At 54.8% G+C, this 26,434-nt stretch carries 18 protein-coding genes; 14 read left to right on the forward strand and 4 right to left on the reverse strand.

Annotated features, from left to right (window positions below; all coding sequences use genetic code 11):
• Positions 1 to 2: 2 nt before the first annotated feature.
• The 4 genes from A936_RS02725 to tssF are packed head-to-tail and all read right to left on the reverse strand — an operon-like array spanning position 3 to position 5,036.
• Complete coding sequence (locus tag A936_RS02725) at positions 3 to 998, reverse strand: fimbrial protein (RefSeq protein WP_008454353.1); 996 nt, start codon at positions 996 to 998, stop codon at positions 3 to 5.
• A 3-nt stretch (positions 999 to 1,001) separates the two neighbouring features.
• On the reverse strand, positions 1,002 to 2,084 hold the full coding sequence (locus A936_RS02730; RefSeq protein WP_008454355.1) for a type VI secretion system protein TssA: 1,083 nt from the start codon (positions 2,082 to 2,084) through the stop codon (positions 1,002 to 1,004).
• Between the two features lie 46 nt (positions 2,085 to 2,130).
• The gene (gene tssG / locus A936_RS02735) at positions 2,131 to 3,159 is read right to left on the reverse strand and encodes a type VI secretion system baseplate subunit TssG (RefSeq protein ID WP_008454357.1); all 1,029 of its coding nucleotides are present in this window, start codon (positions 3,157 to 3,159) and stop codon (positions 2,131 to 2,133) included.
• Positions 3,156 to 5,036 carry a type VI secretion system baseplate subunit TssF gene (gene tssF, locus A936_RS02740; RefSeq protein ID WP_008454358.1) on the reverse strand — a complete coding sequence of 627 codons (1,881 nt, stop codon included), beginning with the start codon at positions 5,034 to 5,036 and terminating at the stop codon, positions 3,156 to 3,158. Before tssF ends, tssG begins: the two co-directional genes overlap by 4 nt.
• A 368-nt stretch (positions 5,037 to 5,404) precedes the next feature.
• On the opposite strand from tssF, the gene tssH reads away from it, so the two are divergent.
• From tssH to A936_RS02810, 14 genes are all read left to right on the forward strand, one after another.
• Positions 5,405 to 8,101 (forward strand): type VI secretion system ATPase TssH, encoded by a 2,697-nt coding sequence (gene tssH, locus A936_RS02745; RefSeq protein WP_008454359.1) that lies wholly within the window; start codon positions 5,405 to 5,407, stop codon positions 8,099 to 8,101.
• 77 nt (positions 8,102 to 8,178) lie between these two features.
• A complete protein-coding gene (locus A936_RS02750; RefSeq protein WP_008454360.1) occupies positions 8,179 to 8,712 on the forward strand; it encodes a fimbrial protein in 534 nt (177 codons plus the stop codon).
• Between the two features lie 115 nt (positions 8,713 to 8,827).
• Positions 8,828 to 9,583: a fimbria/pilus periplasmic chaperone gene (locus A936_RS02755; protein ID WP_498881407.1), complete on the forward strand. Its 756-nt coding sequence runs from the start codon at positions 8,828 to 8,830 to the stop codon at positions 9,581 to 9,583.
• Between the two features lie 83 nt (positions 9,584 to 9,666).
• Entirely contained in the window at positions 9,667 to 12,303 is a 2,637-nt protein-coding gene (locus A936_RS02760; protein WP_008454364.1) for a fimbria/pilus outer membrane usher protein, read from the forward strand.
• Entirely contained in the window at positions 12,294 to 12,881 is a 588-nt protein-coding gene (locus A936_RS02765; protein WP_008454366.1) for a fimbrial protein, read from the forward strand. Before A936_RS02760 ends, A936_RS02765 begins: the two co-directional genes overlap by 10 nt.
• An 86-nt stretch (positions 12,882 to 12,967) precedes the next feature.
• Positions 12,968 to 13,492: a type VI secretion system contractile sheath small subunit gene (tssB, locus tag A936_RS02770; RefSeq protein ID WP_008454368.1), complete on the forward strand. Its 525-nt coding sequence runs from the start codon at positions 12,968 to 12,970 to the stop codon at positions 13,490 to 13,492.
• A 15-nt stretch (positions 13,493 to 13,507) separates the two neighbouring features.
• Positions 13,508 to 15,007, forward strand: coding sequence for a type VI secretion system contractile sheath large subunit (tssC, locus tag A936_RS02775; RefSeq protein WP_008454369.1), 1,500 nt, complete (start codon positions 13,508 to 13,510; stop codon positions 15,005 to 15,007).
• 209 nt (positions 15,008 to 15,216) lie between these two features.
• Complete coding sequence (locus A936_RS02780) at positions 15,217 to 15,702, forward strand: Hcp family type VI secretion system effector (RefSeq protein ID WP_008454370.1); 486 nt, start codon at positions 15,217 to 15,219, stop codon at positions 15,700 to 15,702.
• A 140-nt stretch (positions 15,703 to 15,842) separates the two neighbouring features.
• The gene (gene tssJ, locus A936_RS02785; RefSeq protein ID WP_008454371.1) at positions 15,843 to 16,379 is read left to right on the forward strand and encodes a type VI secretion system lipoprotein TssJ; all 537 of its coding nucleotides are present in this window, start codon (positions 15,843 to 15,845) and stop codon (positions 16,377 to 16,379) included.
• A gap of 3 nt (positions 16,380 to 16,382) precedes the next feature.
• A complete protein-coding gene (tssK, locus tag A936_RS02790; protein WP_008454372.1) occupies positions 16,383 to 17,729 on the forward strand; it encodes a type VI secretion system baseplate subunit TssK in 1,347 nt (448 codons plus the stop codon).
• Positions 17,729 to 19,096, forward strand: coding sequence for a type VI secretion system protein TssL, long form (gene tssL, locus A936_RS02795; RefSeq protein WP_008454373.1), 1,368 nt, complete (start codon positions 17,729 to 17,731; stop codon positions 19,094 to 19,096). Before tssK ends, tssL begins: the two co-directional genes overlap by 1 nt.
• A gap of 11 nt (positions 19,097 to 19,107) precedes the next feature.
• On the forward strand, positions 19,108 to 22,941 hold the full coding sequence (gene tssM, locus A936_RS02800) for a type VI secretion system membrane subunit TssM (RefSeq protein WP_008454374.1): 3,834 nt from the start codon (positions 19,108 to 19,110) through the stop codon (positions 22,939 to 22,941).
• A gap of 28 nt (positions 22,942 to 22,969) precedes the next feature.
• Complete coding sequence (locus tag A936_RS02805) at positions 22,970 to 23,662, forward strand: hypothetical protein (protein ID WP_008454376.1); 693 nt, start codon at positions 22,970 to 22,972, stop codon at positions 23,660 to 23,662.
• A gap of 60 nt (positions 23,663 to 23,722) precedes the next feature.
• Complete coding sequence (locus A936_RS02810; RefSeq protein ID WP_008454377.1) at positions 23,723 to 26,431, forward strand: type VI secretion system Vgr family protein; 2,709 nt, start codon at positions 23,723 to 23,725, stop codon at positions 26,429 to 26,431.
• Positions 26,432 to 26,434: the final 3 nt, after the last annotated feature.

A 26,434-nucleotide genomic window follows, 5' to 3' on the forward strand; every position in this document is an offset into this window, starting at 1 on the left:
GCTTACTGAATACTAAAAATAATTTCTGCTTTTGCCGTGAACAGGCCACCGGCAGGTGCCGTACCGTTGCCCTGGAGCAGCGTCGCTTTCCAGGCAAATTCAGCCGGACCCTGGCTGGTGATAACCCGTGAGGATTCAGAGGTGGATCCATCGACTTTCATGGTTTTGTTGTCGCCGTCGGTGATGCGGATTTTCAAGCGATCCATATTGCCGTCAGAGTCTTTGATACGAATAAAACCGCCGTCTGCCGTAGGGGTATCGGTAATCATCGACGCGGAGGCCGAGTAGGATCCATAGTCACTCTTACAGACGATGGCGAAGTCCAGGCTGCGGGTAACCCCGGCTTTTAGCAGCGTGGGCGTCACGTCGTTAAAGTCGATAGTTTTAGCGTTATCCGCAGTGCAGGCCGGGGTACTGATAATTTTCATTTCCCCGATAGAGAGGCTATGGGTGAACGACGCGGGGTTATCTGACAGGATATAGTTGTAGCCAATTTGTCCGGCGGGAAGGATGGTATCCCCCGTCGCGGCATTGGCCAGGCGCAGGTTATTGCTGAGTTTATAAAACTCAATTCGATAAAAAGACTGCGGTGGAATATCGAGTGAACCAACCGAGCTGCCATTTGAGAAAGTCAGATAACTGGTCGACGGGAAATTACCAAACGCCGAGCCGTTGCTCGCCAGCATTTTGATGCCAATGCCCGGAATGTTGGTCGCATAAATTTTTGTGGATGTATCCTGCCCGGACAGCGACACGGCGCGTTTGCCGTACTCTGTTCCCTTTATACAGTCGTCATAACCTACGCCAGCGCCGCCTACCGTCGGGCTGTCATATTGGGCTATTGGCGTAGAAGTACTCACCGGCGCATCAGCGGAAATAATGATTGTCTTAGCGTCAATGGTGAGCGGCGTGGGAGTCCCGCGCGCCAGCGTACAAACGGCCCATGCGCCAGGCGACATCAGCAGCCCGGAAATCAGAAGGGTGAGTATCCTTAACATTGTTTATTCCTTTTCCTGGTTCAGCATTGCGATAACTTCTGGGGGATACATTTTTTGCAGCTCGGCGAAGCTCTTGCCTATGCTTTCCTCCGCGTATTTCAGCACCGGCACCAGCGGGCTGCTTGGCTCTGCCACGGCAAACCAACTGCGGATTTCCTGCAGGCGCTGGAGCGCTTGCGCGCGCGTATTAACCCCTTTTTGCGGTTCATGCCGCGCAGGACGAGGCACCGGGACAGGAGGCTGCCAGGCCGCTTCGTCAGCCGGGACGGCTACCTGACCAGGGGGCTGCGTGGGCACAGGCTCCGGCACGCTTTCGGGGGCTTTTTCCAAAGGGAGATCTCTGGCGGGCATTTCGCTGCCAAACTCGCGGCTAAACATGCCAAGAATGCCGGACAACAGCGGCAGCTCAGGTGCCTCGTGTCCCAGCGTCTCCGCCAGGATCTGTTTTATCTGCTGCACAAAGTAATGGGCCTGCGTTAGCGGGCGAATCTCTTCTCGTGCGCTGGTGTGCCATTCGCGAATGATGGCGGCGACGGCCTCGTCCGACAGCGCACCTTCTTCTCTCGGCAGCTGATGGGCTTTTTCAAATTCTTTAACGGTAATTTGCAGCCCGGAGGCTTTGGGCAGCGGTTGGTTGCGCAGATCCGTCAGCAGACCACCAATATCCTCCAGCTCGGCGAAGGCGTTTGCCCGCAGCATTGGCTCGAACTCCCCTTCGTCAAGCAGCTGTGGATGAAGGTCGTCCGGCCAGCTTTGTAGCAGGGCAAGCAGCGCCTCCGCGCCTTCGGCCAGCGCAGACAGCCCGCGCTTACGCAGGCGGCAGCGCATCAAAATAACCACCAGGCGAACATCTTTGCTTTTTTGCAGCAGGGCCTGGCAGTCGCGTTCGGTTTCCGTCCAGTTCACCGGCTCAGCGGCTTCAACGAAGTCGCCGTATTCGGCCCCAAGCTTTGGCTGCAGGCGCGACTGCAGCATGATAAAAGCAGGATCGTAATCGAGCGCTTCGCCGCAGGGCGAGTCGCCCTGAAAGGGCTGCATCAATGACTGGTAATAGTCCGAGCAGGTCAGGCTTTCGTATTGATTCATGTGCGTGTCTTTTCATCCATGGTTACGTTCTCTTCCAGGCGAAGGGCTACCGGCGGTACATCTCGGGCTCAAAGCTCATCCCGAAAACGGGGGTTTCGCTGGCCTCTCTTTCCAGCCAGCTCGCATAACCCAGCTGGTGGCTGCCGTCTAACGTGGCCCGGGGCACCTGATCGGCGGCAAGCACCAGCTGCACATCCCAGGCATACTCAAAGCCGATAAAACTTCGAACCAGCTCGCGCAGCACCGCCATATCGCTGCCCCAGGGGCTGAACAGCATGTACTGAGCCAGCGTGAGCGGGCCCATCATCAGCTTGAATTTATGCTGCCGGTCGAGGACGGTATTCCCGAGGATGGCCCCGTCGCCCAGCAGCGCGGCGTAGCGGTCGTCGCCCAAAGCGGTTTGATCTTTTCCCTCAAGGAAAATCCACTGCAGCTCAAACTCTTCCATCTGCACCGGAACCTGGAAGTAGTACTCCATGGCGCCTAGCAGGCCATCAGGGTTACGTGCTTCTCGAATCAGGTGTGCGGATGACGCCAGGCGGGCGTGAATCGGCAGCGGGGCGGGATCGAGCTCGGAGGGATCCAGCCCCACCAGGCTGCCCACGTAAAATGAAAAACGCTCGTCTTCTTTACGATCGAGCGAGGCGGTGTCCTGCGATAAGAACCAGGCCCGATAAAACTGGCTCAGCGCCCGGTGGTGGAAGATATCCACGAAATCAATCAGCGTCGGGTCGTGCTGTTCGTAGCGGGAATAAGCCAGCTCAGAGAGGTGCAGCGGCATTGCCCCCTGGGCGCCCCAGATCCCCAGCCCAAAAAGCTGCAGTTTGATTTTGTCGTCCTGCTGATGGATGGCCGCTATCTCTCGAGGGGAGAAGGCCATGCTGGAGATCTGGCCGAGCCTGAACCGCTCCTGAGAGGGGAGAGCGGCCTTACCCGGCGGCGGCAGGGACGGCGTGCGGGCGGCAATAGCCCGCATAATGCTGATAAATCCCGCATCCCAGGGGGCGCTGGGATCGAACCAGTTTTCCAGCCCTGGCGGTAATGACGAGGCCTGTGGCAACTTCGGGAGGGTCATAGCGCGCCTCGCCTGCCCGGGCGCGCTTTCCAGCGTGCGACAAGGCCTCGCTGCATCGAGTGCAGCTCAGTTTCGGTAAAAATATTGATGGCGGCATGCCGCGACAAATAGTTCTCCATAATCAGCCCAAACAGATAAGGGCTGACCCCGGAGAACCCTTCTTCGTCAACCGTCAGGCTACAGTTCACGCCGCGCCCGTAAACCAGCAAGCCCTCATCCGAGAGGCGGCGAACCACCGGGCGGGTCTGGCAGCCCACGAGACTGTTAATTTGCGCCATGGACTCCAGATCGGAGGCGGTAGTGAACAGCCGCAGCATATTACGCAGCGCCTCGCCCCCTTGAGCATGGTCCATATCCGACAGCGGCAGATAGTTGAAGCTCAGCTGACGAATCAGGCGCCAGGCCGTTTCACCGAGAGCAAACGGTGAGCGGGGCGCGCTGGGCGAACTGACAAAGCGCGCGCCGTGAATGGGAACCGAGTCCGACATTGTCAGATCGAGGCTGCCGCTGCTGGTCAGCAGGCGGGGCAAATCACGATTGGTGACCATCGCATCGACCAGCAGATAGCGAATATGCTCGCCGTAAGGTGCTTCTTGCTGATCAACCAGCGAGATAAAGATTTCAGTCCCGCTGTAGGGCGTGCGGGTATCGTATTTTCGGCTGCTGGACTCTTTGGTTCTCACCGTGCGGTTGACGGAAAAATAGCGGCCAAAGTTGCCGGTATCGCTATGGCGGGTCTGATAGAGCGGGTTAAAGGTCAGCTCTTCGCTGGTTTCGGCCTGCAGACCAAACACTTTATTGACCGAGAACACCTCATAGTCGAGAGGACGGCTGCGGTCCGGCACGATATGAAAGTTATTGAGCGCCCGGTTGACCTCAATCCTGTCGACACGTTTAGGGAAAAGGTTAATGACGGGCGTGCAGAACAGCAGAAAGCGCGATGCGTCCAGGTGGGCGACTAAATCCTGCGGTAACTTATTCAACAGGATAATTATCTCTACTTCATTGGTATTATTATCCGCAAAGGATTCAGCCAGCTGCGTGAGTGAGAAAAAATAAAATCTTTCACGGCAGGAAATATATTCCTGAATCAGCGTATGACCATGAAACATATTCCACTGTAGCGGCAATAAGCTCTGATCTGGCGCCATGCCTTCAAATTTCAGCGGCTGTTCATTGATGACATGATAACGGTTTTTTTCCCGTTCTCCGCTGCGCACCACCATCGCAACGTGACTGCCGTGAAGCAGTTCGAACGTATGAGAGACGATACGCTCATCGCCCTGGATATATATCGGCAGTTCATTCAGCCCCTTCAGTTCAGAAAAAACCAGCTCTCCCTGCAGCTTTAGTTTAATTCGCAAAGCACCTTTTAATTGATGATGCTTAATGCGGTAATGTTCAAGGTTAGGGATATCCGGGGGGATTGAGGTCAGGCGTACCTCGGCAATTTCCAGCGGCCAAAGCGTCACATCCTGGTTATTTCTGAACTCGCAGCGGGTCATCTCACCGGGCAAAATGCGGCTATAAAAGGCGCTTTGTTTTGGGATCCTGTAGCCCTGGGTGAGATCGCCCTCGCTGAGGTTAGGCTCCAACTGCACCACCCCCATCGAGGGGGTTGGGGAGTTATAGTTCGGATAGACAATGTCCAGCAGGCGCTGGGTAAATTTGGGAAACTCAGCGTCCAGCTTTATCTGCGTTCTGGCGGATAAGAAGCAAAACGCCTCGATTAAACGCTCAACGTAAGGATCGGCAATCTCAATGCCGTTCATCCCCAGGCGCCCGGCAATCTTGGGATGACGTTCGGCGAACTCTTGCGCCATTTCTCTGACGAAAGTTAGCTCCCGGTTGTAGTAATCCAGAAAGTTGTGTTCCACTTGTCACCCTGTCAATTATTACAGCAAATATGTTTTTGCCATGCTGGAGATAAATATTTGAAGACAGAAAAAATCTTTTTTGTCGGAGGCGTTCTTCTGTTTATGAACCCGATTCTAAAAGTAAACGTTAAATTTTCGTATGCCTGCATCATGCGTTTTAGAGAATTTAAGAATGACTTCCGGGCGTAATTCTTAAAACCCGTGATGTTGGCCAGCAAGGGTTTTTATTTCAATTTTTGTTAATTACTATGCCCTCCAGGTAACGTTCCGTGATGCGCTTAATGCGTTGTTTCGGCTCTCTGATCCACGTGGATAAGTGGATGAATAAAACAATCGAATAATCGAATTAAAACAGGGCGAGTTTTATCGTGGCGATAACCAGAAAAAACCTATTCGGTAAGCTAAATACCATCTTGTTTAAAGGCGTAGAGAGCGCCACAACGCTGTGTAAATTACGCGGTAACCCTTATGTTGAACTGGTGCACTGGTTAAATCAGATATATCAGCAGCAGGATAGCGATATTCGGCACATCATTCGGCACTTTGAGCTTGATGCGGAAATGCTGGAGCGTGATTTTTCTCAGGCGCTGACTCGCCTGCCTGCCGGGGCCAGCGCTATCTCTGATTTCTCCTATCACATTGAGCTGGCCATTGAGCGCTCGTGGGTATTTGCCAGCCTGGAATGCCATAACACTTGCATCCGCAGCGGCCATTTGCTGATTGCCCTGCTGACGACGATGGAGCTGCGCCGCGCGCTGTTCGCTATCTCTCCGGCGTTTGAAAAAATCCCTCTCGAACATTTAAGTAAGGATCTCGGGTACATCACCCGTGAGTCGGCGGAACAAAATGATTTAGCCGGTGGCGCAGCGGTGTCCGACGGGGCCGGGGTGCCTGGCGAAGCCAGCCACGCAATGGGCAGCGCTCAGGGCGGTGGGCTGGCGCAGTATTCTACCGATCTGACGGCGCTGGCGCGGGAAGGAAAAATTGATCCTGTGCTGGGGCGCGATAAAGAGATCAACACCATGGTCGATATCCTGCTGCGCCGTCGCCAGAATAACCCGCTGCTCACCGGTGAGGCCGGGGTAGGTAAAACGGCGGTTGTGGAGGGGCTTGCTCTGGCGATTGCGGCCGGGGATGTGCCGCCTTCCCTGCAAAAAGTTCGCCTGCTTACGCTGGATGTGGTTGCCCTTTCCGCAGGCGCCAGCATGAAAGGTGAGTTTGAAGCTCGCCTGAAAGCGGTGCTGGAAGAAGCGGTCAATTCGGCTGAGCCCGTCATCCTGTTTATTGACGAAGTTCATACGCTGGTGGGGGCTGGCGGTAACGCCGGAACCGGCGACGCCGCGAACCTGATGAAGCCGATGCTGGCCCGTGGTCAGCTGCGCACTATTGGCGCGACGACCTGGAGCGAATTCAAGCGTCATATTGAGAAAGATCCTGCGCTGACGCGCCGCTTCCAGGTTCTGCAGGTTGAAGAACCGTCAGAAGCGCTGGCGATTGCGATGGTGCGAGGCCTGCTGCCGGTGCTGGAGAAGCATCACGGCGTGTGGATCATGGATGAAGCTATTCGCGCCGCCGTCAGGCTCTCACACCGGTATATTCCGGCCCGCCAGCTGCCAGATAAAGCGATTAGCCTGCTGGATACCGCCTGTGCCAGGGTTGCCGTGGCACAGCACGCGCCGCCGGCCGAGCTGCAGATGCTGAAGTTCCACAGCGAGTCGGCCCAGGCCGAGCTGTCGCTGCTGGAAAAAGCCATCGGCTTTGGCAAAGAGGACGATAAGCGCAGAGAGCCTATCCAGAACGCGATTTCTGAACATGCCGAAAACGCTAAGGTTCTGGACAGCCGCTGGAGCCAGGAATGCGAGTTAGTCTCCAGCATTATCGACACGCGTCAGCAGCTTCTTGCGGCCACGGTTGAAGATACCGAAGTATCAGAAACGGAAAAGGTGGCCTATCTGCAGCAGCGTTTAGGAGAGCTTGAAACCACGCTGAGCGAAATTCGCGGCGAGCAGCCGCTGGTGCAGGCCGAAGTGAATGCCGACGTGGTGGCTTCGATTGTGGCGAACTGGACGGGGATCCCGGTCGGGCAGGTGCTTAAAGATGACGTCAGCGCGGTGATGGAGCTGCCGCAGCGTTTGGCCGAGCGCGTTATCGGGCAGCAGTACGCGCTGGACTGCCTGAGCCAGAGCATTCAGACCGCTCGCGCAGGACTGGCGGATCCGAAAAAACCGTTTGGCGTCTTTATGCTGGTGGGGCCTTCCGGGGTGGGGAAAACCGAAACGGCTTTGGCCATTGCCAGCCAGCTGTATGGCGGTGAGCAAAACCTTATCACCATTAACATGAGCGAATACCAGGAAGCCCACACCGTCTCTTCCCTGAAGGGCTCACCTCCGGGCTACGTGGGCTACGGCGAGGGGGGCGTATTAACCGAGGCCGTCAGGCGTAAACCCTACAGCGTCATTCTGCTGGATGAAGTGGAAAAGGCGCACTCAGACGTGCACGAATTGTTTTTCCAGGTCTTTGATAAAGGATCGATGGAAGACGGTGAAGGGCGGCAAATCGACTTCCGTAATACCATTATATTGCTAACAAGTAATACGGGGAGCGACATTATTAGCAGCGCTTGTGCGGATCCTGAAACCCTGCCGGGCGAAGAAAGTTTGCTGAAGGTTATTCAGCCTGCTTTGCTGAAAGTCTTCCCGGCAGCATTTTTAGGTCGAGTTACCGTAATACCTTATTTACCGCTGGCAACGTCTTCACTCCAGCGCATTGTTAATATTCATCTTAATCGTATTGCCGAGCGTGCTAAGGCGAATTATGACCTTGAATTAAGCTTCAGCGAAGAACTGGTGCAGCACGTTGTGGAGCAGTGCCCGGTGGCGGAAACCGGGGCAAGGATGCTAATCCGCTTTATTGAGAAAAACATTTTGCCGAAAGTTGGCGTAGCTATCTTAAATTCGACTGGCGCAGCTGCTACACAAAATAAAAATGTGGCCATGCGTGTGGCTTATTCACATGAGAAAGGCATTGAACTTATCCATCAAACGGAGGAATTGCCGACGACGTAATTTAAGAAAGTTGCACCAGGAATTATGTATCTACTGTTTATAAAGTTTTTACTTACTGAAATATAGGGAATTATATCATGCGCAATTTTAAAATGACGCTGTGCGCCATGGCTTTGGCTGCGGTATCAACTTCTGCCCTGGCGGCGGATGAAACGCAGGGGACCGTCACCTTCAACGGTCAACTGATTGCCGAAACTTGCACCATCGCCAGCGATTCTGTCGATCGCCAGGTTCAGCTGCCAAAGGTGTCTATCCAGACCCTGAATGCCTCCGGCACAACCGCGGGTTCTAAAGGTTTTGATCTGAACGTTGAAAACTGCCCTACCGGCATCACTCAGGTGGCTGCGCACTTCGAAGCCGTCGGCAGCAGCGGCGTAAACAGCCAGACCGGTAACCTGACCAACAGCGCGACCACCGGTGCCGCAACCAAAGTTGAAGTTCGTCTGTACAACTCCGACGAGCAGCAGCTGAAGCTGGGCGAAACCGGTGCTCCTGCCCCTGTAACTGGCGGTAAAGCGACTATGCGTTACTACGGTGGTTACTATGCGACCGATGCCACCACCGCAGGTTTGGTTCAGGCGAAAGCTAGCTACACCCTGGCATACCCATAACAGGTTTGCTTCTAAATGAAGTGCGGGGCGAGCAATCGCCCCATTCTTAAAACCTGCTTTCATTATCAGGTAGATGTTATACGCGCAGGGCCGTGCTATGAAATATCAATATGCAATATTCTCAAAACTGACAGCTTTATTTATTCTCCTGCTGGCCGTCTCCCAGTCGGCGTTTTCCGGGATGACGATATCCGGTACCCGGATTATATTTCCCGGCGGTGAAAGAGAGCAGACGGTGCGTACGACAAATAAAGGCCCGTCGCCTTTGCTGGTACAGGTTTGGGTCGATGATGGTGGTAAAAATGACGACATTAATAAGATAAAAGTTCCTTTTACCACTACGCCGCCCGTGTATCGCGTTGATCCGGGCAAAGGGCAAAGTATCCGTCTGATATACAATGGCATGAATCTGCCTCAGGATCGAGAATCTGTATTTTGGTTCAATATGTTAGAGATCCCGCCAATGAAAGAGGGGGCCAAAGAAACGGACCATCTGGAGCTGGCCTTCCGCACCCGAATTAAAATATTTTACCGTCCGTCGGTCTTGAAGAGCAGCAGCTCTCAGGAGATTGGTAAATTGACCTGGGAAAATCTGGGGGCAGGAAAAGGCATAAAAGTGAACAATCCTACGCCTTACCATTTCTCTTTTGATAGCGCATCGCTGATGTCCGGGACGGTAAAGCAGCCATTGGCAGTGGATATGATCGCGCCCTTTAGCAGCAAAGTGTTTTTACCAGAAAATAAAGGTTCTGTATCGGGGGCTATTAGCGGTGCAGTCGTTCGTGTCATTAATGATTATGGCAGCGTAATTGAATATCGCTTAATTCCCGCCTCGGGAAATACCTTAACAATAGAAAGAAAGTTGCAATAAATTTCATCGGTTTTTCAACTGAGCCAGAAATGCTTTTTATTTAAGGCCGGATAGCCACGCTTTGTGGTCAGGGAGTCAGGGACGTGAGACTAAAAGAAAGCAAGAAATATGCACGACGAGTCACGCGCGAATCGAAAGTCGCGTTTGCTGTTCGCCATATCCTTATGGCTTCTTTAGGAGCTAGCTTTTCCGTACTGGCTCAGGGAAATACCGCCAGCCTGCCGACCAGAAATGAACAGAGTTCTCGCCCGGAAAGCGTGAAATTTAACAGCGCCTTTATCCATGGGCAGAGCGTTGATGTCTCTCGGTATTTTGAAGGAAACCCTGCACCAGCCGGAGAATACAGCGTACAGGTTGCGGTCAATGGAGAAGGGCGGGGCCAGTACAAGGTTCTGTTCAAGGACGTAAACGGCAGCGTCGGGGCTGTGCCCTGTTTTAGCCAGGAGCAGCTGGGTCGAATGGGCATTAAAGTGTCACATAACCCGCTCGACGGCGCGGCGCATACCGCCGGAGATGACGGAGACAAACAGTGCGCCACGCTTGACCGCTGGGTTGACGGAGCCAGCGCCAGCTATCAGCCCGGCGACTTCTATCTCGATTTGACGGTTCCCCAGGCCTCCACGGTTCAGTACCCAAGGGGCTATACCGACCCCAATACGTGGGATTCTGGCGTACCCATTGGATTGTTGGATTACAACTCCAACGTCTATGTGCAGCAGACTAACAACCGGTTTGACAGCAAAGACGGGCATTCCGTAAGCGGTAATCTTGGCATGCTGGCGGGACTTAACTTTTTCGACTGGCGGCTGCGTAAACGGTTCAATACCAGCTGGAGCAACGATCAATCGTCCCACAGCCAGTCCCTGTTTACGTATCTTCAGCGCGATATCCCGGTGTTAAAAAGCCAGCTCACGCTGGGCGACAGCACAACCAGCGGCGATCTGTTTGACAGCATGACGGTGAGAGGCGTCCAGCTCCAGTCCGACGATCGTATGCTGCCGGATGGGCTTCGCTATTACACCCCGCTGGTGCGTGGCTTTGCGGAGACCAACGCCAAAGTTCAGGTCAGGCAGCGAGGCCAGGTCCTGTATGAAACGACCGTGCCACCTGGCGCGTTTGAACTGAGCGATATCGGGGCTATGGGCTATGGCGGCGATCTGCAGGTTACCGTAACCGAGGCTGACGGGCGCCAGAGAACCCAGCTCGTACCGTTTTCCTCACCGCCGATGCTGCTTCACGATGGCGTATCACGCTTCGACGTCACCGTGGGCAAATTGAAGGATGACTCGCTGAAAGAAGAGCCGGGGCTGGCGCAGGGATTTTACCAGTACGGCATCGGCAACATGTACACGTTATACGGCGGCGGGCAGCTGGCCGATAACTACAGCGCGCTGGGGATTGGTCATGCCTTCAACACGCCGCTGGGCGGGGTTTCGATGGATATTACCCGCGCACGCAGTGAGCTTGGTAATGGCAGAGTCTCCACCGGGAATAGCTATAACGTTGGCTTCAGTAAATATCTGGATACGACGTCTACCGACGTTACGCTTGCGGCTTACCGCTACTCTTCGAAAGGGTTCTATAGCCTGAGGGACGCGGCGTTAGATCGCTATGGGGCCAAAAGCGATAATTTTATCGTCGATTACCGGACCAAAGAGCGCTTTACCGTGAACGTCGGGCAGCCGCTGTGGAATGGCGCCAGGCTGAATTTGTCCGGCAACTTCTATAGCTACTGGGACGACAGGTCTTCCACCAGCCAGTACATGCTGTCGTACAACAAATCCGAGCGCTATTTCTCCTGGGCGGTGTCTGCGTCCCGGGCCTATAACAGCGACGGGGAGAATATCGATAGCGTGATGCTGTCCGTCAGCGTGCCGCTGGGCCGAGCGAGCATGACCAGCAAACCGCTGTTTAACTCACTTTATTCCTCGGTCAGCCACGATAACCAGGGCGGCAGTGCGGTACAGATGAACGCCATTGGCAGCCAGGGCGAGCAAAACGAACTGAGCTACGGCGTCGGGACTTCCGTTAACAAAGCGAGAAACGCGGGGACGCGCAGCGCGTTCAACGGCAACGTGAACTACAACTCGCCGTTTGGCCAGTTCGGATCAACGGCCTCCGTCGGGAATAAATCGAACCAGCTCTCGTTCTCGGCCAACGGCAGCCTGGTGGCGCACCAGGGCGGGATCACTGCCGGGCCTCGCCTGGGCGACTATCCGTTTGCCCTCGTTGAGGCGGAAGGCGCCAAAGGCGCGAGAATGCTGAATGGCTATGGGTCGCAAATTGATGGCAATGGGTTCGCCATTGTGCCTTCGCTGACGCCTTACCGGGAAAATATTGTGGCGGTGAATACCCGCGGCCTGCCGGACACGGTAGACGTCCTGGAAAGCGAGAGCACGGTCATCCCGCGCATGGGTGCGGCGGTAAAAGTGAATGTGAAAACGCTCGTCGGTGAGCCGGTTGTATTGATTGTGAAAGATAGCAAGGGTGAGCCGCTGCCAATCGGGATGGATGTTTACGATGAGCGTGACGCCAGCCTCGGTATTATTGGTCAGGGAGGCATGGCCTTTATTCGTGGCTGGCAGGCTGAGAAAAATAATCTGTATTTAAAAAGTGCTTCCGGTCAGCGACTTTGCACTATTTATTCCGATAGCAATATTGCAAATAAAATGAAGGGCGCGCGTGGCTCTATTACTCAGGTAGAGGTCTTATGTCATTGATGAATACTCTTGCCGGCGGGCGAGGCACTTTCCGTGGCCTGTGCTATGCGGCCCTGGTGGGCGCTCAGTTTTTCGCCGCGGCGAACGCCTGCTCAACGAATTGTTCGATAGATGTTTTCTTTACCGGTAATTACACCGATGAAACCTGCAGTGTGGCGATCAATAACGCCAGCAGCAATGAAATTGTGACGCTCCCACGTGTCGCCGTGGCCTCGCTTAGCCGCGACGGCAATGAGGCCGGCAGCGTTCCGTTCGATATTACGCTCAAGGATTGCCCGGCCAGCAGAACGATAACGGTATTTTTTAATAGCACCATTTCTGCAGCTGATACCGAAACGGGAAACTTAGTGAATAGCAGCGGAACGGACTTAAGCCGCGGCGTTCAAATTAGATTGCGTAAAGAAAATAGTTCGCAGGTCATTATTGATAGTGCTGATTCAGGGCAGGATTACGTTATTTCCGCCACGGCCGAACCATTGAGCCACAGATTTACAGCGAGCTATTACGCAAAAGGGAACTCGACCGTCACCGCGGGCCAGGTTCACGCCGTGGCGGGGGTCGAGCTTGTTTATAAATAACAGGGAGGCTTGCTGATTATTTGAACGTTGACCATCCGACAAGCGACGGTTTATCCATAAACGGTTATTAAAGAGTATTGACTACTATGAGCAAAAGCAACTCGCAAAAATTCATCGCACGAAACCGTGCTCCGCGCGTACAGATTGAGTACGACGTGGAAATTTATGGCAGTGAAAAGAAGATTGAACTGCCGTTTGTTATGGGCGTTCTGGCGGACTTGTCCGGCAAGCCACTTGAGCCGCTTCCCCCGGTCGCCGACAGAAAGTTCCTCAGCATCGACATCGATAACTTTGACGAGCGTATGAAGGCTATGCGCCCGCGCGTGGCGTTTGCAGTCCCGAATACCCTGACGGGCGAAGGGCAGCTGATGGTTGATATGACCTTTGACAGCATGGACGATTTTGCCCCCGACGCCATTGCACGCAAAGTCGATTCGTTATCCCAGCTGCTTGAAGCCAGAACCCAGCTTGCCAACCTGCAAACCTATATGGACGGTAAAGCCGGGGCGGAAAGCCTGGTGATGAAAGTGTTGAACGATAAGTCGCTGCTGAACACGCTGGCTTCGTCGCCAAAGCCAAAACAGGCTGATGAAGCCGCGTCCCAAAAGTGATGAAGAGAGATAATAATGGCTACTCAAGCAGAAACAAATAAACAGGCAGCCCCGCAGGCCGCCACCCAAAGCGACTTTAACGCTTTGCTGACCCGTGAATTTAAACCAAAGTCCGATCAGGCGAAAACCGCGGTCGAAATTGCCGTAAAAACCCTGGCTGAGCAGGCGCTAAGCACCTCGATCACCATGGCCGATGACGCCTATAAAAACATTGCCGCGATCATCGCCGAGATCGACATGAAACTCTCCGAGCAGATCAACCTGATTCTGCATCACGAAGAGTTTCAGCGCCTCGAAAGCGCATGGCGCGGTTTGCATTATCTCGTCTACAACACGGAGACGGATGAAAAGCTGAAACTGCGCTTTATGGACATCTCTAAAAACGATCTGCGCCGCAACATGAAGCGTTACAAAGGGATTGCCTGGGATCAGAGCCCGCTGTTCAAGCAAATTTACGAAGAAGAGTATGGCCAGCTTGGCGGCGAGCCCTACGGCTGCCTGGTGGCGGATTACCATTTCGACCACAGCGCGCCGGACGTAGATCTGCTCTCGTCCATCGGTAAAGTGGCGGCTTCCGCCCATATGCCATTTATTACCGGCGCGGCGCCGTCCGTTATGCAGATGGATTCCTGGCAGGAACTGGCTAACCCGCGCGATCTGACGAAAATCTTCACCCAAAACCTGGAATATGCGGCCTGGAACTCGCTGCGCCAGTCGGAAGATTCTCGTTACATTGGCCTGGCGATGCCGCGCTTCCTGGCGCGTTTGCCTTACGGCATCAATACCAATCCGGTGGATGATTTTAACTTCGAAGAAACCACCGACGGGGCCGATCACGGCAAATATGTGTGGTCTAACGCCGCTTATGCGATGGCGGTGAACATCAACCGTTCATTCAAACATTACGGCTGGTGCACCATGATCCGCGGCGTAGAAAGCGGCGGCGTGGTGGAGGATCTTCCGTGCCACACCTTCCCGACCGATGATGGCGGCGTGGACATGAAGTGCCCAACCGAAATTGCTATCTCTGACCGTCGTGAGGCCGAGCTGGCCAAAAACGGTTTTATTCCGCTGGTGCATCGCAAAAATACTGACTATGCGGCCTTTATTGGCGCCCAGTCGCTGCAGAAACCTTCCGAATATTACGATCCGGACGCAACGGCGAACGCCAATTTGTCCGCACGTCTGCCTTACCTGTTCGCCTGCTCGCGTTTTGCGCATTACCTGAAGTGTATCGTGCGCGACAAGATCGGCTCCTTCAAAGAGCGTGAAGATATGCAGCGCTGGTTGAACAACTGGGTAATGAACTATGTGGACGGTGACCCGGCAAACTCTTCTCAGGAAACGAAAGCTCGCCGCCCTCTGGCCGCGGCCGAAGTGGTGGTTGAGGATGTTGAAGGCAACCCGGGTTATTACCAGGCGAAGTTCTTCCTCCGTCCACACTTCCAGCTGGAAGGTTTGACGGTGTCACTGCGTATGGTAGCCAAATTACCTTCGCTGAAAGACGTTGCCTGATAAGGCAATTTAAAAATGGTTGTCTGATTCAGGCAATTTAAATAAAGAATAATCACTTCATTATTCTTTAAAGGTGCGGCCGCGCCGGGGATTCTTGCGCGCCGAAAATGTTGTAGAGAATTTTCATCATAATGAAATTGCTTCTACGACTTAATTTTAACGTTGCACACTGTGTGACACTCTTAAATGAGAGCTGAAAAGGAAATATTATGGCTCAGGATATGTTTATTAAAATTGATGGCATCGAAGGCGAGTCTCTGGATGCTACCCATAAAAATGAAATTGAAGTGCTCGCATGGCGTTGGGCCAGCTCACAGCACTCAAATATGCACAGCGGCTCCGGCGGCGGTTCCGGTAAAGCTACGGTGGACGATTTCTGCTTCGAGCACTATGTCGACAAGGCCAGCACCAACCTGCTGAGCTACTGCCTGTCCGGTAAGCACATCAAAGACATTCAGTTTGTTATTCGTAAAGCCGGTGGCGATCCGCTGGAATACCTGACGCTGAAATTCACCGATGTGATTATTACTCACGTTGAAACTGCGGGCTCCAGCGAAGACGAAACGCGTCCACGTGAGAAGGTGACCTTCGCCTTCACCAAACTCACTCAGGACTACGTGATGCAGAATGCAGAAGGCGCTAAATCCGGCGTTATTTCTACCAGCTACGACGTTAAAGCTAACCTGCGCAGCTAATACTGCCGGGTTATCAAGGGTTTTGCCGCTTCGGCGGCAAAACTTTCTCCAGGCGGGGGAGCGGGATATGTCGCTCCCTGCGCGGGTCGCGCGTTAATTCGATACACATCGTTCAGGAAATAAAGTGCGTGGATAGGGATATGTTTTGCAAAACAGAAATAAAGAATTGCCGGGTAGCGCTTGTGAAGTGTCTGCTGATTATTGGGCTGGGGACTTTGTTATTTTCCTGCAGCAGCAGTAACGATAAGCAGCCTGCTGGCAGTGAAATAAAAATTAATCTGGTTGCAGACAAAGATATTAATCCTAACGATGGCGGCCATCCGGCACCGCTCAACATATTTATTTATAACGTCAAAGAGCGGGATGTTTTCACCAATGCCGATTTTTTTGAAATTGTAGAAGGAAATAATAAAACCCTGCAAACCGCTATATCAAAAGAGTACGAGGCCATCCTTCAGCCGGGTGAGTCGCGTAGCGTCACAATTAAGCCTGATGGTGACGGCAGAACCCTGGGGTTTATTGGTGCTTATCGTGACCTAAATAATGCTATCTGGCTGGCGACATGGACGCGACCGGAAAAGGAAACATCGTGGTGGCGGAACATGTTCAGCGACGACTCGCTGACCCTGCAGGCACATTTCCAAAAAACAGCAATTACAATTAAAAAAATGGATTAAACCATGAGAACAAATAAAGTCGTCTGGAGTGAAGGGCTGTTTTTGCGCCCGCAGCTATTTCAACAGCAAGAACGCTACTTTGAATATTTTGCCCACAAAAGAGCGTCGACGCTCAGCCCTTTCTTTTGGGGGTTCTCTCAGTACGAAATCGATCGTGAGGCATTGTCATACGGCAAACTGGTGCTGCGCACCGCGCGCGGCGTCCTGCCCGACGGCACGCCGTTCGATGTCCCCGATCATGCCGATTTACCTGAGCCGCTGACGATCCTGCCTGAACATCTGGGCAAAATGATCTATCTGGCGGTGCCGCTGCGTCTGGATAACAGCGATGAAACGATCTTCAGCCAGCATGACGCCAGCTCGCTGGCGCGTTTCCGCGCTCAGGAAGCCGAACTCTGCGATACCAACGCCATTCGCCAGGGGCCAAAACCCGTACAGATTGCCCAACTGAGGCTCAAGCTGGTCTCTGAAACTGAAATGACCGAATCCTGGATTGGTCTTCCGCTGACGCGGGTGAAAGCGATTCAGCCAGACGGGAGCGTGCTGCTTCACACGGATGACTACATCCCGCCGGTGACCGGCTATGCGGCGAATCCTTTGCTGGGGGAATGGCTGACGCACCTTAATGGTCTGGTAAAAATGCGTGCCGGCATGCTGGCTAATCGCCTCTCCTCCTCCGACGGCAAAGCCAGCGCCAGCGCCGAAATTGTTGATTACCTGCTGCTGCAGATCTTCAACAAGTACGAGCCGATTCTCGACCATTTACGCCACATACCCGAGCTACCGCCCATTGTGCTTTACGAAGAGCTGGCCAAGCTGGCAGGGGAGCTTTCGACCTTTGTTCGAACCAAAACGCGTCGGCCAAAACCTGCGCCGGGATACGATCATGCGCGGCTTTATCCTTCGATCCGTCCTCTGGTCGATGATGTACACGATTTGCTGAACCAGATTCTGGTTCGTGCGGGCCAGCTCATTGACCTGCAGGCGAAAGGCAACGGCGTATGGGCGGCTTCCGTGCTGCCGAACGAGCTGCGTTCCTTCTCTAACCTGGTGCTGGCCGTTCACGCGCAGCTGCCGATGGATGTGCTGCATCAGCAGTTCCAGGCCCAGGCCAAAATCAGCGCGCCACAGCAGCTGCACGAGCTGGTGCGCTCCCACCTGCCGGGGCTGGTTCTGCAGGGGCTGCCGGTACCGCCGCGGCAGATTCCCTACAGCACCGGGTACGTGTATTTCGAGTTGCTTAAAAACGGACCTTTCTGGGAAAAAATCTCGGCAACCGGCGCGCTGGCGCTGCACGTTGCCGGTGAGTTCCCTGGCCTGAAAATGGAACTTTGGGGAATCCGGACCTGATGAAAGACGAGATTAATCAGCACGCTACGCCAACGCCGGGGGGCATGCAGGATGACGATACCTCTCCTCAGGCGCTGGGCCGTTTTCTTCTTGATGAGCAGGGGGACTGGATCCAGGAGCCGGAAGCCACGCCGACTGATCAGGGCCGCGCCGGGGAAAATAGCGAGACCAGGACAGGCGATGACCGGGCGTTAAGAAGCGAAAGCGTTCAGCAGCGCATGATCAAGGTCAGCGCCGCTGAGAATCCGCTGCTTGAAGCCGCTCAGCCGCTGCTGCGTGCGCTGAGCGATATGCCGGAGCAGATTGGCGATTTAACGCACGTTGAGATCCTGAAAAATACGCTTAAGAGCCAGATTAATCTCTTCGGCATCGTCTGCGATGAAGTGAACATCCCGTGGAAAAAAATGGCGATAGTTCGCTATTGCCTGTGCACCGCGCTGGATGAAGCGGCACACACCGCGCCGTGGGGGCTCGAGGCGGGCTGGTCTCAAAGCAACCTGCTCAACCACTTTGAAGGGGATAACGATGGCGGGAACAAGTTCTTCCTGCTCATCGGTCGCCTGTCGATGAACCCGACCGAGTTTGCTGACGTCCTTGAGGTCCTGCTGCGCATCCTTGGCCTCGGCTTCGAGGGGCGATACAGCATCATTGAGGACGGGGATCGCCAGCTCACCAAGATCCGCCAGCGTCTGCTGACCCTGGTACAAAGCACGCGCAACACCACGCCGCCTGCATTGTCACCGCACGGACTTCAGCCTCATGGCCCGGCCCGGCGGGAAAGGCTGATTGTACCTGTCCGGCTGACCGCGCTTTGCGCGGGCATTCTGGTGGCCTCGGCCTTTATCTGGTGTAAGTACTCGTTGCTGGTGAATAGCACGAGAATCATCAGCGATATCAATGCGATGAAGAACATTAAGGTCAGCGCGCCGCCGGTGAAAATGCGGCTCAGGCTGAGCGTTTTGCTCCGCAATGAAATTCAACGGCAGCTGCTTAGCGTCGATGAAACGCAAAAGCAAAGCAAAGTCGTGTTGAAGGGCGATTCCCTGTTCTTATCCGGCTCAACCAAAGTCCAGCCTGAGATGATCAACGTGATTGAACGCGTGGCCCGTGAAGTCCGTCGCGTTAACGGCGATCTGGTGATTGTCGGCCACACCGACGCCACGCCGATCAGCCGGCCGGGCTTACCCAACAACGTAGTGCTTTCAGAAAAACGAGCCGCCGAAGTGGCCCGCTACTTTATTGAGGCGGGCGTGCCGGAGAGCAAAGTGAAAGTTGAAGGGGTGGGCAGCAGCCAGCCGGTGGCCTCTGATGCTACCGCTCAGGGACGGGCGAAGAATCGCCGCGTAGAGTTTTTTGTCACGTATTAACGAGAGCGACAATGTCTTATTTGAATAGAGTCTTCGCGGCGCGGTTTTTGAAGACGCTGCTGATTATGTGCTGTATCGGGCTATTGGTTGCCGCTATATGGTTCCTGGGGCCGTTCTTTGGATTCGGTGAGTCGCGCCCGCTGCTTAGCGTTGAGTCACGCATTATTTTTATCCTGCTGGCGGCATTTTGCCTCGCCGGGATCTGGCTACGCTGGCCGGTCTTCATCATGGTGATTGCGGCACTTTGCGTGGTGGTCTGGGTGCTGGGGCCGTTCCTCCTGGTGGGCGAAAAACATCCGCTGGAGCCGGTGAGCATCAGGCTGATGGTCATTGCAGTTATGCTGTTTTTGGCGCTGCTTTACGGCCTGTGGTTGCTGCTGCTGGCGCTGAAAGACAACCCAAAACTGCTGGATAAACTCACCCGCGGCAAGACGTCTACGGTCGAAAATGATACGTCAGAAGCGGCTGCCGCCATTGGCAACGCCGTCGACTATGTGAACAAAAATCGCAGTACGCTCTCTTTTTTCCAGCGTGTGATTTTAGCGCGTAAGCCGCTCGATCTGCTGCCGTGGTACATGGTGCTCGGCACTGATGATGCCGGGAAAACTTCGGCGATTCTGGCTTCCGGACAGAACTTCCCGGTGCCGGAGCAGCTTAATCAAGTGGGCAAATCCGCCGTGCAGACGCGTAACTGCAAATGCTGGTTCGCCAATGACGCCATCTATGTGGATACCGCAGGCAAGTACGTTAGTGATCCTGAGCAAAGCCTTAGTGAGTGGCGGGCCATACTCAAAGCGTTAAAAAAACACAGGCCGGTCAAAGCGCTGAATGGCGCCGTCGTTACTTTTTCCGCCGCCGATCTCCTGGGGCGAAGCACCGCCGAACTTTTTGAGCTGGCGGCGAGCCTGCGTGCCCGAATTGAGGATCTGCGCCAGACGCTGGGCGTGCGTTTCCCGGTTTATGTCCTCGTCACCAAACTCGATCAGCTTCCCGGTTTTGCCGAGTATTTCAGGATCCTGACCGAGCAGGAGCGTGAGCAGGTCTGGGGCGTGACTTTCCCTTACGGCGAGGCGCGCACCGAGCCTGTATCCGAGCTGAGCGGGCAAATCAGAGACGAGCTGGCCCTGCTGGAAGAGAGGATCGAGCGTGACATGATCGTTCGTCAGCAGGAAGAGTACGACAACCGCGATCGCAAAAAAATGTATGCCCTGCCGCAGGACTTCCATTTGCTCTCCGGCCTGGTGGCGGATGTGGTGCATAACATCTTCTTTGCCTCCCGCTACAACGAGTCGCAGAGCTATACCCTGCTGCGCGGGATCTATTTCTGTAGCAGCCATCAGCCGGTCGACTTTAGCCTGGTGAATAACCAAAGCATCATGCGCAAGTGGTTCAACTACGTGGAGCATAAAACGCCGCCGGTGATGGCCACCCTGATTGCGCAGCCAAAAGACAGGGACTTCCTGATAAGCGACGTTTCATACGGGCGTCAGTACTTCCTTAAGCAGTTGTTCAGTGACGTGATCGTTAAAGACAAAGACCTGGCGCGCCATAACCTGGCGAATGAATCGAAGTTCCGTTTACAGCGTTTGCTGGGCCACACGCTTAGCGTTGTTATCGCCTTTATTCTGCTGAATGGCTTCTACAACAGCTACGGGAACAACAGCGAATACCTCGCCGAGGTGAAGACCCGGGTTGCCGTTTTGGGCGGCGAGGTCAATCGATTCGTCAGTTCGGCAAACGATAATTTGCTGCCGCGTACCTTAATGCTGGCGCAGTCTCTGCCGGAGTATGGCTCTCTCGACGTCTTTAACCCGACCCTCGACTGGCGCTATGGCCTGTACACCGGCACGGATGTGGTTGAGGCCTCTGGTTCGCTGTACCAGTATTTCCTGCAGCGTCTGCTGCTGCCGCAGATTGAACAGCAGGCCACGCTGGCGTTACAGGAAGCGGTTGATGGCGGAAAACCTGAACGTATCTATGACCAACTGAAGCTGTATCTGCAGGTTTTTGGACAGGGCAAATTCGATCGTCAGTCTCTGACGGAGAGCATCACTAACCTGTGGGAGGCTCGCGGCAAGCTTCAGCCTTACGAGGAGCGCCAGATCTTTGTTTCCCATCTGAGAAATCTGCTTTCTTCTCCAGAGTGGCGCCGCTATGGCCAGCCCGCTGACGACGGGCTGGTGAAATATGCACGCGCCATACTGCAGCGTCAGGACCTGGCCAGTCGGCTGTATGAGCGTCTCAAAGACGCCGCCGCTCAGGATGCGCCTGCTGATTTAACGCTCAGTGACATGGCGAAGTCACGCAGCGGTGAGCTTTTCTCCGTGATTGATGAACACGCTGAAATCGCCATTCCCGGTCTATTTACCCGTTCGGGTTACTACGACGTGTTTAAAAAAAAAATGGATCCAGGCCTGATGTGGCTGGAGCGTGAGGATGCCTGGGTGTCCGGGAATGGGGAAGAGCAGGGCAGCCAGGAGGCAAAGCCGCAGGTAAAAATGGCCGGCAACGGCGTGCTGGTTAATCCCATACAGCAGCAGGTTCTGGCGCTCTATCTCGATGAGTACACGCGGCACTGGCAGGATTTTCTCAGCAATATTCGTATCAAAACGGACGTACTGCCGCTGGGCTACGGCAGCGCGGGAGTGGCGGCAGATATTTATATGCTGCGGGCGCTGAGCGCCTCTGATTCTCCGCTGGCAAGCCTGGTGACCCGGGCGGTGCGGGAAACGACGCTGGTCGGGAAAGAGGATAAATCGCTGCTCGATAACGTCCCGAATAAAGGACGGATCCTGAATGCCGCCGCTAAGGTCAGCCTGGCCTATGCCGCGATGGAAAAAAAGCTGCTGCGGGAGCGGGTGGATGACCACTTTTCTCCACTACGCGAGTTTGTGACCGGCAGCCGTGAACCAGCTGAAGGAGAGCGTAACGCGGGGCCGGGGGCGGAGCTGAGCAAGCTGCTTGGCGCGTTAAGCGAGCAGTACACGCTGTTCGTTATTTACGATGATGCGCTGAAGAACGGTAATGCCGTGGCGTTATCCGGCACGGCCAGAAAAATTGGCGCAGAGTCGCAAACCTGGCCCGATCCGTTACCCAATGTGATTGCCCCTCTGCTGGACGGGGCATGGACGCGGGCCAACCAGGAAGCCATCGCCAAAAGCAGCGAAGGGATAGATGAAAACCTGGGGCGCGTTTGCCGCGCAACTTTGCAGGGGCGTTACCCGTTTGCCTGGAGCCAGCGTGACGTAAAACCGTCTGATTTCGAACGCTTCTTTGCCGCGGGTGGCCTGGTGGATGAGTACTTCAAAAAGAACCTGGCGGACAAGGTGGATACCTCTTCGCATCCGTGGCGCTTTAAGGGTGACGTCGAGGGCAACGAAGACACTCTGGAGGTGCTTGAGCAGGCCGCTGAGATTCGCGACGCGTTCTTCCAGTCTGAAGGCGGGCGCAAACTTTCCCTCACCTTCGACATTGCGGTGCCTTATTTGGATCCGGCCATTACGCAGCTGAACATGAATTTTGACGGCAAACAGGTGAGCTATGCCCACTGGCCGGTTGCCCCTGTTTCTCTCGTCTGGCCTGCCTCGCGCATGACGTCAAGGGTCAGCATCAATGCGACTCCGCGCGTGACGGCGGGCACCTCGTCCCTGAGCTTCAGCGGGCCGTGGGCATTGTTCCGCTGGATGGACAGCGCCGACGATATGGTGGCCAGCGAAGGTGATGACACGGTGCTGGTTTATAAGCTGGATTCGCGACGGGCAAATATTCAGGTTTCAGGCCTGACCTATAAAGACATCCCCGTCCGGGATCTCTTAAAAGCGTTTCGCTGCCCCGGAGACGCATAGCCGTCTCCACCATTCGCCAGAGGAAAATATGTTGCTACGCCTGTATTTACTTGTTGATGAGTCGCGGGCTGGCCTGTTTCGCAGAAGAGGGAAAAAGCAGCGAGAGGTGCGCTCCATTATTACCCAACAGATTCTGCCGGGCATTGGCTCCTCATTACCGGACGACTATTTACCTGAGCACTATCCGTGGTCGTTTGTTATTTCGTCACCTTCGTCGCGAGGGCACGACGCTTATTGCGGTGCTTTTATGCTGCGGCCTGGAAAAGGAGGCGTTCCCTCGCTGGTCATTATTTATGGCGAAGCGCCCTGGCCATGGCTGAAGAAAAATTTGCAGGATGAATGTCCACTGCCCTTTTGGGCATCAAGGATTTTAAACAATGTGCCCGATAGCGACGTGGCCGGGCAAAACTGGCGCCCGCTGTGGCAGTGGGTTAAAGCGCTGAGGCGAGCGTATTCGCCGCTCTGGGAGAAGCTGGTGCTGACGCCAGCCTGGCAGTTCAAAAATCATTCTCAGGTGTTACTCAGGGAGGGGTCACAGGAAGATTATCGCATTCATAACCGTGATGGTGTTGAGGCTATGCCGTGGAAGAACTGGCCCGACTGTATTGAGCAGGAGGCGGGTATCTGGATTTGGCGGCAAAGCCGGCACAGAAAAATAGTGGATTCTCAGAGGATCCCTTTACGACGCGCTGAGGCTAAACCGCCCGACGCATCCTTCTAAGTTATTGACAACGCATCGGGTGATTACATGTCACGCACTATTAGATTAAGCAGCCCGGCGATGCCTGTGCTGCTTGGGGAACCCGCGCTGGTTATCTCGAAGCTGGAAGGGGAAGAGTCACTTTCCTCCCTCTACAGCTACGTGATTACCGCTAAAACGCCAGCCAATCCCCAAATACCCTGGCAGTCAGCTTCTAATGTCGACCTGAAGTCGCTGATTGGTAAAGAGATGACGGTTCATATTGAACTCGACGGGAATGGGTTGGGAGACGTTCACGGTGTCGGTCAGGAGATTCGTGAAATTTCCGGCATGGTTCAGCGTGCCCGCTATGTTGGCCGCGACGGCTATCAGGCGTTGTATGAAGTTATTATTCGCCCCTGGCTGCACCTCGCTGAGCTGACGGCTGACTTTAAAATTTTCCAGCAAAAATCGGTGGTGACCATTATCGATGAGGTGCTGGGCGACTATAACTTCCCGTTTGAGAAGCGCCTTGCAGGGAATTATCCGCTTCTCGATTTCCAGGTCCAGTATGGCGAGACGGATTTCAATTTTATTGAACGCCTGATGGAAGAGTGGGGGATCTATTGGTTCTTCGAGCATAGCGAGGGCAGTCATAAGCTGATCCTCGTGGATAACGTGGGCGCGCATAAGCGATTCTCCAGCGAGGCTTATCACGTTATTCAGTACGCTTCAGACCGTCCAAAAATGGATCAGGAATACGTCAGCCAGTTCCATTTCCAGGAGACCATTACTTCCGGGAAATGGGTAACGAATGACTACGACTTCACCAAATCACGCGCCGATATCATGGCGCTGGACAGCAAACCTCGGAAGACCAGCTTCAACCAGATGGAGATCTTCCACTGGCCGGGAGATTACGAACAGCCGAGCATCGGGGAGCAGCTTGCGCGCGTCCGCATGGAAGAGCGTGGCGCCTTAGGCTCCCGCTGTGAAGGTTCCGGTGAACTTCGTGGGATTGTCTGCGGCTGCGACTTTGAGCTTGTTAACTATCCCGTTGAAAAGGCCAACCGTGAGTACATGGTGCTGCGTAGCCATTTGCTGGTTGAGGAAATCGATCAGCTCTCGTCGCACGATGAATTCCTTTATAGCTGTAACTTTACCGTTCAGCCGACGACCAAGATTTATCGTCACCCGATGACGGTGGCGAGGCCAAAAACCAGCGGTCCACAAACGGCTATCGTCGTTGGCCCTCCGGGGGAAGAGATCTGGACCGATGAATATGGCCGGGTAAAAGTCCGTTTTCTTTGGGATCGCTACGGCAAAAACCGTGAATCGGACTCCTGCTGGCTGCGAGTGAGCCAGGCCTGGGCCGGCAACAATTTCGGTGGGATTTACATTCCCCGCATTGGTCACGAAGTGATTGTTGATTTTATCAATGGCGATCCTGACAGGCCGCTTATCACCGGCAGCCTCTACAACAACGTCACCATGCCGCCCTGGGATCTCCCGGTTAACGCCACCCAGAGCGGGCTGGTTAGCCGGACCGTAGGCGGCGGTCGCAGCAACTTTAACGGGATCCGTTTTGAGGATAAGCCGGGGCTGGAGCAGTACTGGGAGCAGGCTGAACGCAACATGAGTCGCCTGACGAAACAGAACGAAGACCAGACCATAGGCATGAACTCTAACGTGAATGTTGGCCTGTCGCGCAACCTCTTTGTCGGGGCCAACTACATGTCTGACGTTATCGGGAACAGCAGCGCCATTATCGGTGCGGCGCTGGCAATCCAGGTGGGCGGCAGCCAAAGCGACAATGTTTTAGGGGCAAAAGGCATCAACGTCGGCGGCGCATTTATGACTGCCGTTGGGGGCTACCATTCGCTTTCCGTTGGGGGCGCACATCAGGTCAACGTAGGCGGTTACCATTCCCTGGCCGTGGGGGGCGCGAGCACCATGGTGGCCGGCGGGGCGATGACGCTTTCCGCGGGGGGCGAGCTGGTTATTTCCGCGAAGAAAATCAAAATCGTCGGATCAGACCAGGTGATTATCCAGGGCGGCGAAGTGGATATTAACCCTGGCGACTGCGGTGACAACTGCGGAGGCGGCGGTGGCGGTGGCGGCGGTGGCGGTATGATTGGTTTGCCGGGGCTGCCGGCTATTACGGCTCTGTTTGGTGTGGTTATTCCTTTACCACCGCTGCCAACGCCAGAGCCGCCGCCTACGATAACGCCAACTCAACCGCCGACGGAAACGCCGACGGAGACACCGACGGAAACGCCAACGGAGACACCGACGGAAACGCCAACGGAAACCCCAACGGAAACCCCAACGGAAACACCGACGGAAACACCGACGGAAACACCGACGGAAACGCCAACGGAGACGCCGACGGAAACCCCAACGGAAACACCGACGGAAACACCGACGGAAACACCGACGGAGACACCGACGGAGACACCGACGGAGACGCCAACGGAGACACCGACGGAGACACCGACGGAAACGCCGACGGAAACGCCGACGGAAACGCCGACGGAAACGCCGACGGAGACGCCAACGGAAACGCCAACGGAGACACCGACGGAAACGCCAACGGAGACACCGACGGAGACGCCGACGGAGACGCCGACGGAGACGCCAACGGAAACGCCAACGGAAACGCCAACGGAGACACCGACGGAGACGCCAACGGAGACACCAACGGAGACACCAACGGAGACACCAACGGAGACACCAACGGAGACACCAACGGAGACACCGACGGAAACGCCAACGGAGACGCCGACCGGAAGTGAAACAATAGAGCCTTAACAT

The organism is Enterobacter sp. Ag1, from assembly GCA_000277545.1.
Lineage (GTDB): Bacteria > Pseudomonadota > Gammaproteobacteria > Enterobacterales > Enterobacteriaceae > Cedecea.